This window comes from Burkholderiales bacterium (assembly GCA_023511995.1).
Taxonomy (GTDB): Bacteria; Pseudomonadota; Gammaproteobacteria; order Burkholderiales; family Thiobacteraceae; genus Thiobacter.
The window spans coordinates 25,759-43,037 of sequence record JAIMAL010000011.1; the positions used below are offsets into that span (position 1 = coordinate 25,759).

At 64.0% G+C, this 17,279-nt stretch carries 12 protein-coding genes and 3 tRNA genes; 13 read left to right on the forward strand and 2 right to left on the reverse strand.

Annotation, left to right across the window (positions count from 1 at the left end):
• Nucleotide 1: 1 nt before the first annotated feature.
• Nucleotides 2-820: a squalene synthase HpnC gene (hpnC, locus tag K6T56_07270; GenBank protein MCL6556143.1), complete on the reverse strand. Its 819-nt coding sequence runs from the start codon at nucleotides 818-820 to the stop codon at nucleotides 2-4.
• A 78-nt stretch (nucleotides 821-898) separates the two neighbouring features.
• Here hpnC and K6T56_07275 point away from each other — a divergent pair.
• The 9 genes from K6T56_07275 (at nucleotide 899) to K6T56_07315 (ending at nucleotide 9,761) form a co-directional block, all read left to right on the forward strand.
• Nucleotides 899-983: transfer RNA gene (locus K6T56_07275), tRNA-Leu, on the forward strand.
• Between the two features lie 56 nt (nucleotides 984-1,039).
• A complete protein-coding gene (gene tig / locus K6T56_07280; protein MCL6556144.1) occupies nucleotides 1,040-2,341 on the forward strand; it encodes a trigger factor in 1,302 nt (433 codons plus the stop codon).
• A complete protein-coding gene (gene clpP / locus K6T56_07285; protein ID MCL6556145.1) occupies nucleotides 2,338-2,988 on the forward strand; it encodes an ATP-dependent Clp endopeptidase proteolytic subunit ClpP in 651 nt (216 codons plus the stop codon). The genes tig and clpP overlap by 4 nt, the downstream gene beginning before the upstream one ends.
• A gap of 31 nt (nucleotides 2,989-3,019) precedes the next feature.
• On the forward strand, nucleotides 3,020-4,276 hold the full coding sequence (gene clpX / locus K6T56_07290; GenBank protein MCL6556146.1) for an ATP-dependent Clp protease ATP-binding subunit ClpX: 1,257 nt from the start codon (nucleotides 3,020-3,022) through the stop codon (nucleotides 4,274-4,276).
• Nucleotides 4,277-4,484: 208 nt separating this feature from the next.
• Entirely contained in the window at nucleotides 4,485-6,908 is a 2,424-nt protein-coding gene (lon, locus tag K6T56_07295; protein ID MCL6556147.1) for an endopeptidase La, read from the forward strand.
• A 236-nt stretch (nucleotides 6,909-7,144) separates the two neighbouring features.
• Nucleotides 7,145-7,417, forward strand: coding sequence for an HU family DNA-binding protein (locus tag K6T56_07300; protein ID MCL6556148.1), 273 nt, complete (start codon nucleotides 7,145-7,147; stop codon nucleotides 7,415-7,417).
• Nucleotides 7,418-7,568: 151 nt separating this feature from the next.
• Nucleotides 7,569-7,644, forward strand: a tRNA-Val gene (locus K6T56_07305).
• A 68-nt stretch (nucleotides 7,645-7,712) separates the two neighbouring features.
• Nucleotides 7,713-7,789, forward strand: a tRNA-Asp gene (locus K6T56_07310).
• 70 nt (nucleotides 7,790-7,859) lie between these two features.
• Nucleotides 7,860-9,761, forward strand: a complete 1,902-nt coding sequence (locus tag K6T56_07315; protein MCL6556149.1) for a SurA N-terminal domain-containing protein — start codon at nucleotides 7,860-7,862, stop codon at nucleotides 9,759-9,761.
• Between the two features lie 83 nt (nucleotides 9,762-9,844).
• On the opposite strand, the gene fabI is transcribed toward K6T56_07315, so the two are convergent.
• Nucleotides 9,845-10,624 (reverse strand): enoyl-ACP reductase FabI, encoded by a 780-nt coding sequence (gene fabI / locus K6T56_07320; GenBank protein MCL6556150.1) that lies wholly within the window; start codon nucleotides 10,622-10,624, stop codon nucleotides 9,845-9,847.
• A gap of 92 nt (nucleotides 10,625-10,716) precedes the next feature.
• Here fabI and K6T56_07325 point away from each other — a divergent pair, with 92 nt between their 5' ends.
• From K6T56_07325 to K6T56_07340, 4 genes are read left to right on the forward strand one after another with little or no spacing between them, the layout of a single operon-like run.
• A complete protein-coding gene (locus K6T56_07325) occupies nucleotides 10,717-12,882 on the forward strand; it encodes an ABC transporter substrate-binding protein (GenBank protein ID MCL6556151.1) in 2,166 nt (721 codons plus the stop codon).
• A 3-nt stretch (nucleotides 12,883-12,885) separates the two neighbouring features.
• On the forward strand, nucleotides 12,886-13,863 hold the full coding sequence (locus K6T56_07330; GenBank protein ID MCL6556152.1) for an ABC transporter permease: 978 nt from the start codon (nucleotides 12,886-12,888) through the stop codon (nucleotides 13,861-13,863).
• On the forward strand, nucleotides 13,863-15,263 hold the full coding sequence (locus K6T56_07335; protein MCL6556153.1) for an ABC transporter permease: 1,401 nt from the start codon (nucleotides 13,863-13,865) through the stop codon (nucleotides 15,261-15,263). Before K6T56_07330 ends, K6T56_07335 begins: the two co-directional genes overlap by 1 nt.
• A complete protein-coding gene (locus K6T56_07340) occupies nucleotides 15,263-17,254 on the forward strand; it encodes an ABC transporter ATP-binding protein (protein ID MCL6556154.1) in 1,992 nt (663 codons plus the stop codon). Before K6T56_07335 ends, K6T56_07340 begins: the two co-directional genes overlap by 1 nt.
• Nucleotides 17,255-17,279: the final 25 nt, after the last annotated feature.

Genomic DNA, 17,279 nt, shown 5'->3' on the forward strand with positions numbered 1-17,279 from the left:
TTCATCGTGCCCGCAGGGCGCGCCAGAACATGTGGATCCAGTCGACGGGCTCGAGGCGGGGGCGGTGGTGGAAGACGTCGCCCTGTACCCCATGGATTTTGCGCAGGATGGTTTCCCCGCCGGCGATGATGAGGCGCAGCTCTAGCCCCAGCCGGCCCGGGAGACGTCTGGCCAGGGGCGCGCCCGCCTGCAGCAGCTTGCGCGCACGCTCGATCTGGAAGCGCATGAAAGGCCACCAGCTGCCGCCTGCATCCCGCTGCGCGATCTGCGTTTCGCTGACACCGAAGCGGGCAAGCTCGTCCTGGGGCAGATAGAGCCGGCCACGCCGGTAATCGATGGCCACGTCCTGGAGAAAATTGATGAGCTGCAGGGCGGCGCAGAGGGCGTCCGAGTAGGCCTGCGCGCGCCGGTCGTTTTCCCCGTAGAGGGCGAGCAGCAGGCGGCCCACTGGGTTGGCGGAGCGGCGGCAGTATTCCATCACCTCGCCGAAGTGGGCATAGCGGGTTTTCACCACATCCTGGCGAAAAGCGTTAAGCAGGGCGTAAAAGGGTTCCAGGGGCAGGTTGTGCCGGCTGATGGTTTCGGCCAGCGCCACGAACAGCGGGGTGGTGGGGGTTTTGCCGGCCGCGATGTGGTTGAGCTCGGCTCGGAACGCTTCCAGACGGGCAAGACGCACCTCCGGCGGCGCCTCCCCCTCATCGGCAATGTCGTCCGCCTGGCGGGCAAAGGCGTAGATGCGGCGCACCGGCTCCCGCCACCGCCGCGGCAGAATGACGGAGGCGACGGGAAAATTCTCGTAATGGTCTACGCCGTTCAACATGGAGGAGGGCGAGGATGGGCCGGCCGCGGCACCAGGCATGACATGGGAGGGGTAAAGGGCTAAAATATACCATTTTTCGCGAAAGTGGCGGAATTGGTAGACGCACTGGACTTAGGATCCAGCGCCGCAAGGCGTGCGAGTTCGAATCTCGCCTTTCGCACCATCGTCGAGGCCACTGGTCTCGTTCCGCCGAACCAAACGTACTCTCAGGGAATCAACATGCAAGCAACCGTGGAAAACATTGGCTCGCTTACGCGGCGTATTCGCATCACCGTGCCCCGCACCGAGATCGACAGCGAGGTGGAGTCCCGCCTCAAGCGGCTGGCGAAAACGGTCAAGGTGCACGGCTTCCGGCCGGGCAAGGTGCCGCTGAAGATCGTCGCGCAGCAGTATGGTGGCGAGGTGCGGCGGGAGGTGATCGGCGAGACCATGGAGCGCAGCATCGCCGAAGCGCTGCGGGAGCAGCAGTTGCGGGTGGCGGGTTACCCCCGCCTGGAAACCGTCTCCGAAGGGGGCGGTGACACCCTCGAATTCAGCGCCACCTTCGAGGTCTATCCGGAAGTGAAGCTGGGCGATCTGGCCGGCGTCACCATCGAACGCCCGCAGGTGGAAGTGACGGAAGCGGACGTTAACAAGACCATCGAAATTCTGCGCAAACAACGCATCACCTACGTGCCCGTGGAACGGCCCGCCCAGGCCGGGGACCGCGTGGAGCTGGATTACCGCGGCACCATTGACGGCCAAGCCTTCGCCGGCGGGGAGGGCAAGGACTATGCCCTCATCCTGGGTGATGGGCGCACGCTCAAAGATTTTGAGGAAGCGATCATCGGCATGAAGGCGGGGGAGACGAAATCGGTGCAGGTGACCTTCCCCGAGGACTATCACGGCCGGGAAGTGGCTGGCAAAACGGCCACCTTCGAAATCTCTGTCAAGCGTGTGCTGGAACCGAAACTGCCGGAGGTCGATGCAGAATTCGCCCGCTCCCTGGGGGTCGAAGACGGCGATCTTGCAAAGATGCGCGCGGAGATTCGCGCCAACGTGGAACGCGAGGCGAGAAAGCGGATCGAAACCAGAATCAAGGAACAGGTCATGCAGGCACTGGTTGACACCACGCCCGTGGAACTGCCCCAGGCCCTGGTGCAGATCGAAAGCGAGCGCCTGCAAAGCCATGCCCGCGAGGACCTGCGCCGGCGTGGTGTCAAGGAAGTCAACCTGCCCCCGGAGATGTTCCGCGAAGCGGCGGAAAGGCGGGTCAAGCTGGGGCTGATCCTGGCGGAGCTGGTGAAGGCGCACGGTCTGCATGCCACCCCCGAGCAGGTGAAGGCGGTGGTGGAGGATTTCGCCCAGGCCTATGAGCATCCGGAAGAGATCGTGCGCTGGTATTACGCCGATCCCAACCGTCTGGCGGAAGCGGAATCCTTGGCGCTGGAACAGAATGTGGTAAATTGGGTCCTCGGCGTGGCCAAGGTCACCGACAAGCCCATTACCTTCGACGAACTGATGGGTATTGCCAACAAATGAGGAACGGGTATCCGGACATGATGGACCATAACAAGATGGAACCGCAGGGGCTCGGTTATATCCCCATGGTGATCGAGCAGAGCGGGCGCGGGGAGCGGGCCTACGACATCTATTCGCGCCTGTTGCGGGAGCGGGTGGTGTTCCTCGTCGGCCCGGTCAACGAGCTGAGCGCCAATCTGGTGGTGGCGCAGCTTCTTTTCCTGGAATCGGAGAACCCGGACAAGGACATCTATCTCTACATCAACTCGCCGGGGGGTTCGGTGTCGGCGGGGCTGGCCATCTACGACACCATGCAGTTCATCAAGCCGGACGTGTCCACCCTCTGCATCGGCCAGGCGGCCAGCATGGGCGCATTCCTGCTTGCGGCGGGCGCCAAGGGCAAGCGTTATTGCCTGCCCAACTCGCGCACCATGATCCACCAGCCCATGGGAGGTTTCCAGGGTCAGGCCTCCGACATCGAGATCCACGCGCGGGAGATCCTCTATCTGCGTTCGCGCCTCAATGAACTGCTGTCCAAACACACCGGCCAGCCCATCGAGGTGATCGAGCGGGACACCGATCGCGATTTCTTCATGAGCGCCGAACAATCGGTGGCCTATGGCCTCGTGGACAAAGTGCTTGTCAATAGGAACGAAAGTTCGGTTTAATGTCTTCTCACCGTAGTCAAAGGGTCACGCCATGAGCGACAAATCCGGAAACGACAAGCTTCTCTACTGCTCTTTCTGCGGCAAAAGCCAGCATGAGGTGAGGAAGCTCATCGCGGGCCCGTCCGTTTTCATCTGCGACGAGTGCGTCGATCTGTGCAACGACATCATCCGCGAGGAGGTGCAGAACGAAAAAGCCGCCAAGGGCGGAGCCTCCGAGCTGCCGGTGCCGGCGGAGATTCGCAGCATCCTCGACCAGTATGTGATCGGCCAGGACTATGCGAAGAAAATTCTCTCGGTGGCCGTCTACAACCACTACAAGCGGCTGAAGACCGGTGCCAAGGCCGATGACGTGGAGCTGTCCAAGAGCAATATCCTGCTCATCGGTCCCACGGGTTCAGGCAAGACCCTGCTGGCGCAAACCCTGGCGCGCCTGCTCAATGTGCCTTTCGTCATGGCCGATGCCACCACCCTCACGGAAGCGGGGTATGTGGGCGAGGATGTGGAAAACATCATCCAGAAGCTCCTGCAGAAGTGCGACTACAACGTGGAGAAGGCGCAACAGGGCATCGTCTATATCGATGAGATCGACAAGATCTCGCGCAAGTCCGAAAACCCCTCCATCACCCGCGATGTCTCCGGGGAAGGGGTGCAGCAGGCGCTGCTCAAGCTGATCGAGGGGACCATCGCCTCGGTGCCCCCGCAGGGTGGGCGCAAGCATCCCAACCAGGAATTCGTTCAGGTGGACACCACCAACATTCTCTTCATCTGCGGCGGGGCTTTTGATGGTCTGGAGAAAATCATCCGCAACCGCTCGGAGAAGGGCGGGATCGGCTTCGGCGCCCAGGTGCAGAGCCGGCAGAACCGCAAGGCAATCGGCGAACTGTTGCGCACGGTCGAACCGGAGGACCTCATCAAGTACGGTCTGATCCCGGAGTTCGTCGGCCGTCTGCCGGTGGTGGCCACCCTGGAGGAACTGGACGAAAAAGCCCTGGTGCAGATTCTCACCGAACCGAAGAACGCCTTGGTGCGCCAGTACCAGAAGCTGTTCGCCATGGAGGGGGTGGAGCTGGAGTTCCGCGAGGAAGCGCTCACGGCCATCGCCAAACGCGCCCTGCAGCGCAAGACGGGGGCGCGGGGGCTGCGTTCCATCCTGGAACACGCCCTCCTCGACATCATGTTCGAGCTGCCCAGCAAGAAAGACGTCACCAAGGTGGTGGTGGACGAGGACGTCATCACCCACAACGCGCCGCCCAAGCTGATTTACGCCGACCAGCCGCGTGTGGCTTAAGGGCCATCGGGTGGCAGGCCGCCGCCAGAGAGCGGGAGGCCCGGCCGGCGATGGAACCAATGGCGAAAAAAGGCGCCCAATTCAAAACATGGGCGCCGCCCGGTGGACCCGGCCCACGGGGGCGTTGGCGCGGCCGACGGTGGGCCTTGAATTCCCCCTGCGCGCCCCCATCCCCGCAGCGTAGTCTTTTATTTACAGGTGGCCCAAGATGAACACCCTACCCGAAACCCCGGCCGAACAGGTCACACTGCCCCTGCTGCCCCTGCGCGACGTGGTGGTCTATCCCCACATCGTCATCCCCCTGTTCGTGGGGCGCCCGAAATCTATCAAGGCGCTGGAAGTCGCCATGGAGACGGGCAAACACATCCTGCTGGTGGCGCAGAAATCGGCCGCCAAGGACGAACCCTCCACCGATGATCTGCACCGGGTGGGCAGCGTGGCCAGCATCCTGCAGATGCTGAAACTGCCGGACGGCACGGTCAAGGTGCTGGTGGAAGGCAACGAACGTGCCGAAATTGTCCAGTTCCTCGACGAGAAGACGCATTTCGCCGCGCAGGCGATCGTGCGCAAAATCGAGACGCCGAACGACCATGAGACGCTGGCGCTCATGCGCAGCCTCTTTTCCGAATTCGAGCAGTACGTCAAGCTGAACAAAAAAATCCCGCCGGAGATTCTGACCTCCCTGGCGAGCATCGAGGACGCGGGCCGTCTGGCCGATACCATTGCCGCCCATCTGCCCATCAAGCTGGACCAGAAGCAACAGATTCTGGAGATGATGGATGTGCGGGCGCGGCTCGAGCATCTGTTCACCCTTTTGTCTGCCGAGATCGACATTCTCCAGGTGGAAAAACGCATCCGCGGCCGGGTGAAGCGGCAGATGGAGAAAAGCCAGCGGGAGTACTACCTCAACGAACAGGTCAAGGCCATCCAGAAAGAGCTTGGCGAACTGGAAGAGGGGGCCGACCTCGACGAGCTGGAAAAGCGCATCAAGGCGGCGCGTATGCCGAAGGAGGCGCACAACAAGGCCATGGCCGAGCTGAAAAAGCTGCGCCTGATGTCGCCCATGTCGGCGGAAGCCACCGTGGTGCGTAACTACATCGAGACGCTGGTGAGCCTGCCCTGGCGCAAGAAGACCAAGATCAGCAACGATCTGAAGAAGGCCGAGGAGATCCTCGAGCAGGATCATTATGGCCTCGAGCGGGTCAAGGAGCGCATCATCGAGTATCTGGCGGTGCAGCAGCGGGTAGACAAGCTGAAAGCCCCCATCCTCTGCCTGGTGGGGCCTCCCGGCGTGGGCAAGACCTCCCTCGGACAATCCATCGCCAAGGCCACCAATCGCAAGTTCGTGCGCATGGCCCTGGGCGGCGTGCGCGACGAGGCGGAGATTCGCGGCCATCGCCGCACCTATATCGGGGCCATGCCGGGCAAGATTCTGCAGAGCATGGCCAAGGTGGGGGTGCGCAATCCCCTGTTCCTCCTCGATGAAGTGGACAAGATGGGCATGGACTTCCGCGGCGATCCCTCCTCGGCGCTGCTGGAGGTGTTGGATCCGGAGCAGAATCACACCTTCGTCGATCACTACGTGGAGGTGGAATACGATCTTTCCGATGTGATGTTCGTGGCGACGGCCAACTCGCTCAACATCCCGGCTCCCCTGCTGGATCGGATGGAAGTCATCCGCCTCGCCGGTTACACGGAGGATGAGAAGATCAACATCGCCACGCGCTACCTGTTGCCTAAGCAGATGCGGACCCATGGGCTGAAGCCGGAGGAAATCAACGTCACGCAAAGCGCGATCCGCGACATCATCCGCTATTACACGCGGGAAGCCGGCGTGCGCGGGCTGGAGCGGGAAATTGCCAAGATTTGCCGCAAGGTGGTGAAAAGCCTGCTCGTGGAGAAGAAACAGCGCCGGGTGACCATCACCTCGCGTAACCTGGAGCATTACCTGGGCGTGCGCCGCTTCACCTACGGCATGGCGGAAAAAACCAACCAGGTGGGGCAGGTCACGGGTCTGGCCTGGACCGAGGTGGGCGGCGAGCTGCTCACCATCGAGGCGGTGCGTCTGCCGGGCAAGGGCAAGACCATCACCACCGGAAAGCTGGGCGAGGTGATGCAGGAATCCATCCAGGCGGCCCTCTCGGTCGTGCGCAGCCGCGCCGCGCGCTTGGGCATTCCCGTGGATTTCTACCAGAACAATGACATCCACATCCACCTGCCGGAGGGCGCCACGCCCAAGGATGGTCCCAGCGCGGGCATTGCCATCTGCACTGCCCTGGTGTCGGTGCTGACGGGGATTCCGGTGCGTGCGGATGTCGCCATGACCGGGGAGATCACCCTGCGCGGCGAAGTCCTGCCCATTGGCGGCCTCAAGGAGAAGCTTTTGGCGGCGCATCGGGGCGGCATCAAGACGGTCTTGATCCCCGAGGAGAACGTCAAGGATCTGGTGGAGATTCCGGACAATGTGAAGAACCGCCTCGACATCCAGCCCGTGCGCTGGATTGATCAGGTCCTCGACATCGCCCTGGAGCGCAAGCCCATGCCTTTGCCGGAGGAAACACCGGCGCCGGCGGTGCCAGCGGTGGGCCAGGCGGAGAGCAAGGTGGAGGCCGACGCCATCATCAAGCATTGACCGTGCCCGCGGCAGGCGGGAAGCCGAAAAAATGGGCGCGCGGGCGCCCATTTTTTTTGGTGGCAGGCGGCCTTGGCGCACCGTTTTGAGGCAGCGCGTGAAGTTTTCGGCGATGCCTCATGGGAGCGCGCAACAGCAGGCGAATTGCCTTGACACCCCATTTTCCACGCTGCTATAAAGCGCTTTGCAGTCAGCCACACTCCTGCCACACCAAATCAAACGAAAGGGGACTTCACGTGAACAAATCCGAACTCATCGAAGCGATCGCCAAAAATGCCGATCTGTCCAAAGCCGCCGCGGGCCGTGCTCTGGACGCCGTGTTGGCCGCCGTGCAGCAGAGCCTGAAGAAGGGTAACGCCGTGACACTAGTGGGGTTTGGCACCTTCTATGTGGGTAAGCGCGCAGCGCGGACCGGCCGCAATCCCCGCACCGGTGCCACCATCAAGATCAAAGCCGCCAAGGTGCCGAAATTCCGTGCTGGCAAAGCGCTGAAAGATGCGATAAACTAACGCGCTTTGGGTGAGGGGTCACCGGGGCAGTTTTCCGTGATCCCGGCCCGCTGAGCACCGGGCTGCCGCCGTCTGCGGGAGGAAAGTCGGGCAGGGTGTCCGGCCGCAAGCCGCGCTGCGGTGAGCCGGGTCGCGACGGGGTGCTCAAACCGGGTGCTTAGCTCAGCTGGTAGAGCGTCGCCCTTACAAGGCGAATGTCGGCGGTTCGATCCCGTCAGCACCCACCAGCGCAGCCGAACAGATGTTGCGGTCCGGCCGCAAGGCGGCTGGGCGGCAGCCGGATGTAACAGTTTCAGGAGTGGTAGTTCAGTCGGTTAGAATACCGGCCTGTCACGCCGGGGGTCGCGGGTTCGAGTCCCGTCCACTCCGCCAGACAAGGGCGAGCTCGTCTCGCCCTTTTTCATTGCTGCGCCAGCCAGGGCGCGGCCACGGGATGTGAGCGATGCTGTCGGAAACCATTCACGAGCGCATGAAGGGCTGGTTCGCCCGGATTCTGCTGGGCCTGATCATCATTTCCTTTGCCCTTTTCGGGGTCGATGCGTATTTCCGCGGGACCGGGGGCCAGCAGTGGGTGGCGGAGGTGAATGGCGAAAAAATCCCCGCCCTGGAGTTCGAGGACAGGCTTAAGCGGGAACAGGCCCGCCTGCGGGAGATGGGGGTGCGGGATCCGGCGGAGCTCGAATCCGCGAAGCTCCGCCAACAGGTGCTGGACGAGCTCATCCGCGAACGGGTGTTGTTCCAGGCGGCGCTGGCGCGGGGTTATGACCTGCCGCCGCAGGCGGTGCTAGCCCGGCTTGCCCAGGAGCCCGCCTTTCAGGAAAACGGCCAGTTCTCGGAGCAGCGCCTGCAGGCTTTCCTTGCCCAGCGTGGTCTGTCCCGGGCGCAGCTCGTCCAGATGCTGCGCCAGGACGCCCTGATCAATCACATGATGAGCGTGGCGGTGGCCTCCGCCCTCGTGCCCCAGGAACCTGCCGGCCGCCTGGCGCGCGCCCTGGCGGAGACGCGCGAGGTGAGCCGGGCTTTCCTGGCGGCGGAGGCGGTGCTGCCCGAGGTGAAGGTGAGCGAGGCGGAGATCGAGGCGTACTACCGCGCCCGTCCGGAACTGTCCCGTGTCCCCGAGCAGGCGCGGGTGGCCTATGTCGTTTTCTCCCCGGAGGCGCTGCTGCCCGGCATCGAGCTCGACGAGGCGGCGATCAAGGCGTACTACCAGCGCCATGCGGCGGAATTTGCCGAACCGGAGCGCAGACGTCTGTCCCACATTCTGCTCAGGCTGCGTCCGGATGCGCCGCCCGCCGAGGTGGAAGCGGCGCAGAAAAAAGCGGAAGCCATCCTGCAGGAGGTGCGGGCCGCTCCCGGACGCTTCAGTGAGCTGGCGAAACAATACTCCGCCGATCCTTCCAGTGCCCAGCGGGGAGGGGACCTCGGCTGGATCACGGCCGGTGCCCTCTTTCCCGAAGTGGAGCGCGAGGCCTTTGCCCTGAAGCAGGGCGCCATCGGCGGTCCGGTGCGCTCGCCGGCGGGCCTGCACATCATCATGGTGACGGCGGTGGAACCGGCACGCAGCCGTCCCTTCGAGGCGGTGCGGCAGCAGGTGGCGGAAGCGGCGCGACGGGACGCGGCCATGCGACGCTTCAGCGAGGAAGCGGAAAAATTCTCCGATCTGGTCTATGCCCAGTTCCAGTCCCTGGAGCCGGCGGCAAAACAGTACAACCTGAAAATCCAGGTTACCGGCTGGCTTCCCCGCGCGGGGCAAAGCCCACCGCCCTTCGACAATGAGCGCCTGCGCGCGGCCGTCTTTGCCGATGAAGCGGTCCGGCAGCAACGCAACACGGAAGCCATCGAGGTGGCCCCCAACACCCTGGTGGCGGCCCGCGTGCTCGAATACCGGCCGGCGGGCCAGCGCAGCCTTGGCGAAGTGCGCGGCGAGATCGAGCTGATCATCAAGCGGGAGCAGGCCCTCAAACGGGTGCACGAACGGGGCCAGGCGCTGCTGGAACGGCTGCGCAAGGGGGAGAGTGTGGCGGGATTGAGCTTCGATGCGCCGCGCCTTCTCGATCGGCGGGGGGCCGAGGGCTTCGATGCCGATGCGGTGCGGGCCGTGTTCGCCGCCCGCGCCGAGCCGCTGCCATCCTATGCGGGACAGGCGAGGCGGGACGGCTTTGCCATTTACCGCATCTCCCGGGTGACGGTGGACGATGACCGTCTGCGTCAAACGCAGAATATCGCCCCGGCACTCCTTCAGCGCGCGCAGGCCTCCCTCATCGCGCAGGCCTATGCAGAGAGCCTGCGCAGCCAGGCGAAGGTGGAGATTCGCAAGGCGGTGCTGGAAAAAAGCGAGCGGTAAGACTCGCCAGAAGAAGAGAGAAGAGCATCTTTTGGCCCGGGAAGGGGCGGCGCCGGTGGTTTCCTGGCGGCCGCCTGAAGCGCTCAGCCCGCGCCGACGGTGGTGTTGAAGCCGGCATCCACGTAGGTGATCTCACCGGTGATGCCCGAGGCCAGGTCGCTCAGGAGGAAGGCGGCGGCATTGCCCACTTCCTCGATGGTCACGTTGCGCCGCAGTGGGGCATTGCGTTCCACATGTTCCAGGATTTTGTGGAAATCGGTGATGCCGGAGGCGGCCAGGGTCTTGATGGGGCCGGCGGAGATGGCGTTGACGCGAATCCCCTTCGGCCCCAGGCTTTGCGCCAAATAATAGACGCTGGATTCCAGGCTGGCCTTGGCCAGCCCCATGACGTTGTAGTTGGCGACCGAACGCACCGCGCCCAGATAGGTGAGGGTGAGCAATGCGGCCTTTCGCCCTTCCATCAGGGGCAGGGCGGCCTTCGCCAGCGCGGTGAAGCTGTAGGCGCTAATGTCATGGGCGATGCGGAAATATTCCCGGTTCACCGAGCTTAAATAATCGCCGGACAAAGCCTGTTTCGGTACGAAGGCGATGGAGTGCACCACGCCATCCAATCCGTCCCAGTGCTGGCCGAGGCTGGCGAAGGCCTGTTCGATCTGGTCATCGGAGGCCACGTCCATTTCGAAGACCAGGCGCGTGCCGAATTCCTCCGCCAGTCCCAGGACGCGTTCCCGGGTGCGCTCGCCCTGGTAGGTGAAGGCAAGTTCTGCTCCCTCCCGTTGACAGGCCTTGGCGATGCCGTAGGCAATGGAACGGTTGGAGAGCATGCCGGTGATGAGAATGCGTTTGCCTGCGAGGAATCCCATGGCGCGTCCTTATGTCGTTTGCGGATGCGCGATTATAAGGGATCGGGGACATTCATCGTAGGCGTCCCTCAAATGGGCTACACTTGGACGCCATGACCGGCCTGCGCCTGTTTTCCCTCCTTTTCCTGCTGGTGCTTGCGGGTGGGTGCGGCGCACCGCCCTGGAACGATCCCTATCCGGCGTCGCAGCGGGGTGCCAACATCCGCTATGCCGCCTTCGCCGAACGCCCCAAGCACCTGGACCCGGCCCGCTCCTACAGTTCCAACGAGGTGGAGTTCATCGGCCAGATCTATGAGCCGCCGCTGCAGTATCACTACCTGAAGCGGCCCTATGAGCTCATTCCCGCCACCGCGGTCGCCGTGCCGCAACCCCGTTATTTCGACGCCGCAGGCCGGGTGCTCGCGGCCGACGCGCCCCCTTCGCGCATCGCGTGGAGCGTCTACGAGATTCGCATCCGGCCGGGCATCCTCTATCAGCCCCATCCCGCCTTCGCGCAGGATGCCGACGGGCGTCCCCTCTACTACCCCTTGAAGCCGTCTGCGCTGGCGAAGGTGGAAAAAATCAGCGATTTCGTCCATACGGGCACGCGGGAGCTCGTCGCCGAAGATTACGTCTATCAGATCAAGCGACTGGCCGATCCCCGGCTGCATTCGCCGATTTTCGGCCTGATGGGGGAACACATCGTGGGCCTGCGGGAGCTTGCGGCGGAAATCGAGCGCAGGCGCAAAACGCTGTCGGAAGGCGCCTGGCTCGATCTACGCTCCATTCCGCTCCAGGGGGTGGAGCTGGTGGACCGCTACACCTACCGCATCCGCATCAAGGGCAAGTATCCCCAGTTCCTCTACTGGCTGGCGATGCCTTTTTTCGCCCCCGTGCCCTGGGAGGCGGATCGCTTCTATAGCCAACCGGGGATGCAGCAGAAAAATCTCGTCCTCGATTGGTTTCCCGTCGGCACCGGGCCCTACATGCTCACCGTCAATGATCCCAACCGGCAGATGGTGCTGGAACGCAACCCCAATTTCCACGGCGAGAACTATCCCAGCGAAGGCGAGCCGGGCGACCGCGAGGCCGGGCTCCTGCGCGATGCAGGCAAGCGGCTGCCCTTCATCGACAAGGCGGTGTACAGCCTGGAAAAGGAGGACATTCCCTACTGGAACAAATTCCTCCAGGGCTATTACGACAGTTCCGGCATCACCTCGGACACCTTCGACCAGGCGATCCGCATCGGTGCCACCGGGGATGCGGTGCTCACACCGGAGTTGGCGGAGAAGGGCATCCGCCTGGTGACGGCGGTGATGACCAGCATCGGTTACATGGGTTTCAACATGCAGGACCCGGTGGTGGGGGGCTTGAGTGAGCGGGCGCGCAAGCTGCGGCAGGCGATTTCCATTGCCGTGGACATGGAGGAGCGCATCTCCATCTTCAACAACGGACGGGGCATTCCCGCCCATGGGCCCATTCCCCCGGGCATATTCGGCTATCGCGAGGGCAGGGCGGGCATCAACCCCTACGTCTATGACTGGGTGAACGGGCGGCCGCAGCGCAAATCCCTTGCCGAGGCGCGGCGGTTGATGCGGGAGGCGGGCTATCCCGACGGACGCGATGCCGAGACGGGCAAGCCGCTGGTGCTCTATTTCGATACGGCCGCGGTGGGGGTGGATGCCAAATCCCGCCTGGAGTGGCTGGTGAAGCAGTTCCGCAAGCTCGATATCGAACTGGTCATCCGCGCCACCGATTACAACCGCTTCCAGGACAAGATGCTGAAAGGCACGGCACAGATTTTCGAATGGGGGTGGAATGCGGACTACCCCGACCCGGAGAACTTTCTTTTTCTGCTCTACGGTCCCAACCGCAAGGTGGGCATGAATGGGGAGAATGCCGCCAATTACGAGAATCCCGAGTTCGATCGGCTGTTCGAAGAGATGCGGCACATGGACAATGGACCGGAACGGCAGGCCATCATCGACCGGATGCTGGAGATCGTCCGCCGCGATGCGCCCTGGGTGTGGGGCTTTTATCCCAAGGCCTTCGGCCTCTACCATGGCTGGCTTGCCAACGCGAAACCCAACCTGATGGCGAACAACGGCCTCAAGTATCTGCGGCTGGATCCCGCCTTGCGGGAGCGCCGGCGCCGGGAGTGGAACGAGCCCGTGCTCTGGCCCCTGTGGCTGGGGTTAGCCTGCCTGGTCGGGGTGCTCACGCCGGCGGCCATAAGCTACTGGCGGCGGGAACATGGTGCGCCGGTGAAAGGTGCATGAGCGATGCTGGCTTACATCGTCCGTCGTCTCCTCTATGCCATTCCCATCCTGATTGGGGTGAACGTCCTCATCTTCGTTCTCTTTTTCGCCGTCAACACACCGGATGACATGGCGCGTCTGCATCTGGGTGTGAAACACGTCACGCCCGAGGCCATCGCCAGGTGGAAAGCGGAACGGGGCTATGACAAACCGCTCTTCTACAATCCGGGAGCAGCGGGCCTTGCGCGGTTCACCGATACGCTTTTCGTCCACCGCGCCGTACCCATGTTCGCCTTCCGTTTCGGCGCCGCCGACGATGGACGCGACATCGGCCGGGAAATCCGCACCCGCATGTGGCCCAGTCTGGCGGTGGCGGTGCCGGTCTTCCTCATCGGCCTGCTCGTCAATATCACCTTTGCCCTCATCCTCGCCTTCTTCCGCGCCACCTACGTGGATACCGCCGGTGTGGTGCTGTGCGTGGCGATGATGTCCATATCGGGCCTCTTCTACATCATCGGCGGACAGTTCCTGGTGAGCAAACTGTTGCACCTGGTCCCCATTTCCGGTTACCAGGAGGGCTGGGACGCCTTCAAATTCCTGGTGCTGCCGGTGGCGGTGGGGGTCATCTCCGGCATCGGCAGCGGCACCCGCTGGTACCGCACGATCTTCCTTGAGGAGATGGGCAAGGATTATGTACGCACCGCGCGGGCCAAGGGGTTGGCGGAAGCCACGGTGCTCTTCCGCCACGTGCTGAAAAACGGCCTCATCCCCATTCTCACGGGGGCGGTGGTGGTGATTCCCACCCTGTTCATGGGCAGTCTGATCCTGGAATCCTTCTTCGGCATTCCCGGCCTTGGCAGTTACACCATCGACGCCATCCGCCAGCAGGATTTCGCCATCGTTCACGCCATGGTGTTCCTCGGCTCGGTGCTCTACATCGTCGGCCTGTTGGCCACGGACATTTCCTATACCCTGGTCGATCCGCGGATTCGCCTGTCATGATGCCCGTGCAGCCTGTCCTGCTGTGGACCGACCTTCTCCTCTTCCTGCTGCTGGCAGTGCTGGCCCTCTATGCCTGGCAGGCGCGCCGGCGTCCCCACCTCGCCGCGCCGTGGCGGCGGCTCGCCCGCCGGCCGGCGGCAATGGCGGCCGCGGTGATCCTGAGCGCCTTCGTGGCGGTGGGGCTGCTGGATTCCATTCATTTCCGGCCGCTGCTGCCGACCCAGACACCGGGCGCCGCACCCCAGTATGCGCCGGAGACGCTGAGCCTCCTGGATCAACTGCTGCGACCGCTGCGGGAGCAGAAGGAGAAGACCTATTCCGCCCCCTTTGCCACCCATCTCTATGCGATGGAGAGCGTGGAGGTGTCCGCCGGACGCATTGTGCGGCTCTATCCACGGCTGCGTTACGGCGGTGCGCATCTGGGCGACGATCTCGGCCGGCGGGAAGCCGACATCCTGCTGCGCGCCGTGCGCGCAACAGGGGTGGCGCTTCTCCTTTGGGCCGCAGCGGTGGCCTTGGTGGCCGTGGGGCTTGCCCGGCGCCATGGCGTCACGTGGGGTGCGGGCCTTATGCGTCTTATGAGGGGTGAGACGGCGCTGCCCTGGCGCACCATGCTCGCCACCTTCGGTGTCCTGCTCTGGCTGGCCTGTCTGGCCGGCCACTGGACGCCGGAATGGCACATCTTCGGCACCGACAAGGTGGGGCAGGATGTCTTCTATCTTTCCCTGAAGAGCATCCGCACAGGTCTCATCATCGGCACCCTCACCACGCTGGTGATGCTTCCCTTCGCCCTGGCCCTGGGGATCATGGCGGGGTATTTCCGCGGCTGGGTGGACGATGTCATCCAGTATCTCTACACCACTCTGAATTCGATTCCCGGTGTGCTTTTGATCGCCGCCGCGGTGCTGGTGCTGCAGGTGCGCATGGATCAGCTCCCCGACTTGACGCTGGTGGAGCGCGCCGATCTGCGGCTGCTGTTTCTGTGCATGATCCTGGGGATTACCAGTTGGACCGGCCTGTGCCGCCTGTTGCGGGCGGAGACGCTCAAGCTGCGCGAGATGGAATTCGTGCAGGCGGCGGAAGCCTTCGGTGTCGGTCCGGCGCGCATCATGATGCGCCATGTGCTGCCCAATGTGATGCATATCGTGCTCATCACCCTCACTTTGGAATTCAGCGGGCTGGTGCTCGCCGAGGCGGTGCTCGCCTATGTCGGGGTCGGGGTGGACCCGTCCATGCACAGTTGGGGCAACATGATCAATGGCGCACGCCTTGAGCTCGCCCGGGAACCCATGGTGTGGTGGCTGCTCACGGCGGCGTTTGTCTTCATGTTCGTGCTGGTGTTGGCTGCCAACGTCTTCGCCGACGCGGTACGCGACGCCTTCGATCCGAGGGTGGCCTGATGGCTGGCCCTGAACTGCTTCGTATCCACAACCTGCGGGTTCACTTCGCCAGCGCCGGGCGCACGGTGCGCGCGGTGGATTGCGTCAGCCTCGAAGTGCGGCGGGGTGAGACGGTGGCGCTGGTGGGCGAATCCGGTTGCGGCAAGTCGGTGACGGCGCTCTCCATCCTGCGCCTGCTCCCTCCTGCGGCGCGCATCGTCGGCGGCAGCATCCGGCTCGAGGGGGAGGAGCTCCTCGCCCTGCCGGAGGTGGCCATGCGCCACGTGCGGGGGGCGCGGGTGGCCATGATTTTCCAAGAGCCCATGACCAGCCTGAACCCGGTGCTCACCGTGGGCCGCCAGATCGCGGAGGGGCTCGCCCGCCATCAGGGTCTGCGCGGCGAGGCATTGCGCCGACGCGCCCAGGCGCTCCTGGAAGCGGTGCACGTGCCGGACCCCGGGCGCATCCTGGAGGCCTATCCGCACCAGCTTTCCGGGGGCATGAAACAGCGGGCGATGATCGCCATGGCCATTGCCTGTGAGCCCAGGCTGCTCGTCGCCGACGAGCCCACCACGGCGCTGGACGTCACCATCCAGGCGGAAGTGCTGGCGCTGCTGCGGGAATTGCAGCAGCGAACCGGCATGGGGCTGCTCTTCATCACCCACGATCTGGGCGTGGTCGCCCAAATGGCCGACCGGGTGGCGGTGATGTACGCCGGGGAGGTGGTGGAAAGCGCGCCCCGCGAGGCCTTCTTCCGCCATCCTCTGCATCCCTATTCCCGCAAGCTGTTCGCCGCCCTGCCCGGGAGGACGAGGCGCGGTGAGCCGCTGGCGGTGATCCCGGGCATGGTGCCGCCCCTTGACCGGCTGCCGCCGGGCTGCCGCTTCCAGGATCGTTGCGAGTTCGCCTGGGAGCGCTGCCGCAGCGAGACCCCACCGTGGGTGGAGACCGGCGGCCATGGCGTGCGTTGTCATCTGGGGCTGACGGCGCCACCCCAAGGCGGCAGCCCCCCCTCCACCGGGGTGGTCTCAGCGCCGCCGCCGTCCGGCGAGTCCGGCTCGCTCCTCGAGGTGCGCGACCTGCGGGTGTATTTCCCCATCCGCCGCGGCGTGTTCCAGCGCATGGTGGGCCAGGTGAAGGCGGTGGATGGCCTCTCCTTGAGTCTGGCAGCGGGGCGCACACTGGCCCTGGTGGGGGAGTCGGGCTGCGGCAAGACCACGGTGGGCAAGGCAATCCTGCGCCTCATCCCCATCACTGGCGGTTCGGTGCAATTCCAGGGGGAGGAGCTGACGGGCATGTCCCCGGCCCGTCTGCGGCCCCTGCGCAGCCGCTTCCAGATCGTGTTCCAGGATCCCTTCGCCTCCCTCGATCCGCGCATGATGGTGGCAGACATCCTGGAAGAGGGCATGGCCGCACTGAATGTGGTGAAGGAGGGCGCGGCACGGGCGAGAGAAGTGGAACGGCTGCTGGAGGCGGTGGGGCTGCCTGTGGAAGCCAAGCATCGCTATCCCCACGAATTCTCCGGGGGCCAGCGGCAACGCATCGCCATCGCCCGGGCGTTGGCGGTGAATCCCCGGCTCCTTGTCTGCGACGAACCCACCAGTGCCCTGGATGTGTCAGTGCAGGCGCAGATCCTCAATCTGCTCGCTGAGCTGCAGTGGCAGCGGGGCCTCAGCTATCTTTTCATCACCCATAATCTCGCCGTGGTGGAGTTTCTCGCCCACGAAGTGGCGGTGATGTATCTGGGCCGCATCGTGGAAACGGGCCCGGTGGAAAAGGTGCTGGCTGCCCCGGCGCATCCCTACACCCAGGCTCTGCTGTCTGCGGTGCCACGGGTGGAAAAAAGCGGCCGCCCGGTGATCCGTCTGGCGGGGGAATTGCCTTCGCCCGCCAATCCTCCCGCCGGGTGTCATTTCCATCCCCGTTGTCCCCAGGCCATGCCCGTCTGTCGGGAACATTATCCGGAGGAAAAGGAAGTGGATGGCCGCCGGGTGTGCTGCCACCTCTATTGAGGCAACCCAGTGGAGAGTAGAGGAA

What these genes read in the sequence shown, in the direction of transcription:
- K6T56_07325 (MCL6556151.1), top strand. Translation starts at nt 10,717, where the DNA reads ATGACCGGCCTGCGCCTGTTTTCCCTCCTTTTCCTGCTGGTGCTTGCG.
- K6T56_07335 (MCL6556153.1), top strand. Translation starts at nt 13,863, where the DNA reads ATGCCCGTGCAGCCTGTCCTGCTGTGGACCGACCTTCTCCTCTTCCTG.
- clpX (MCL6556146.1), top strand. Translation starts at nt 3,020, where the DNA reads ATGAGCGACAAATCCGGAAACGACAAGCTTCTCTACTGCTCTTTCTGC.
- clpP (MCL6556145.1), top strand. Translation starts at nt 2,338, where the DNA reads ATGAGGAACGGGTATCCGGACATGATGGACCATAACAAGATGGAACCG.
- K6T56_07315 (MCL6556149.1), top strand. Translation starts at nt 7,860, where the DNA reads ATGCTGTCGGAAACCATTCACGAGCGCATGAAGGGCTGGTTCGCCCGG.
- K6T56_07330 (MCL6556152.1), top strand. Translation starts at nt 12,886, where the DNA reads ATGCTGGCTTACATCGTCCGTCGTCTCCTCTATGCCATTCCCATCCTG.
- hpnC (MCL6556143.1), bottom strand. Translation starts at nt 820, where the DNA reads ATGTTGAACGGCGTAGACCATTACGAGAATTTTCCCGTCGCCTCCGTC.
- lon (MCL6556147.1), top strand. Translation starts at nt 4,485, where the DNA reads ATGAACACCCTACCCGAAACCCCGGCCGAACAGGTCACACTGCCCCTG.
- K6T56_07340 (MCL6556154.1), top strand. Translation starts at nt 15,263, where the DNA reads ATGGCTGGCCCTGAACTGCTTCGTATCCACAACCTGCGGGTTCACTTC.
- fabI (MCL6556150.1), bottom strand. Translation starts at nt 10,624, where the DNA reads ATGGGATTCCTCGCAGGCAAACGCATTCTCATCACCGGCATGCTCTCC.
- tig (MCL6556144.1), top strand. Translation starts at nt 1,040, where the DNA reads ATGCAAGCAACCGTGGAAAACATTGGCTCGCTTACGCGGCGTATTCGC.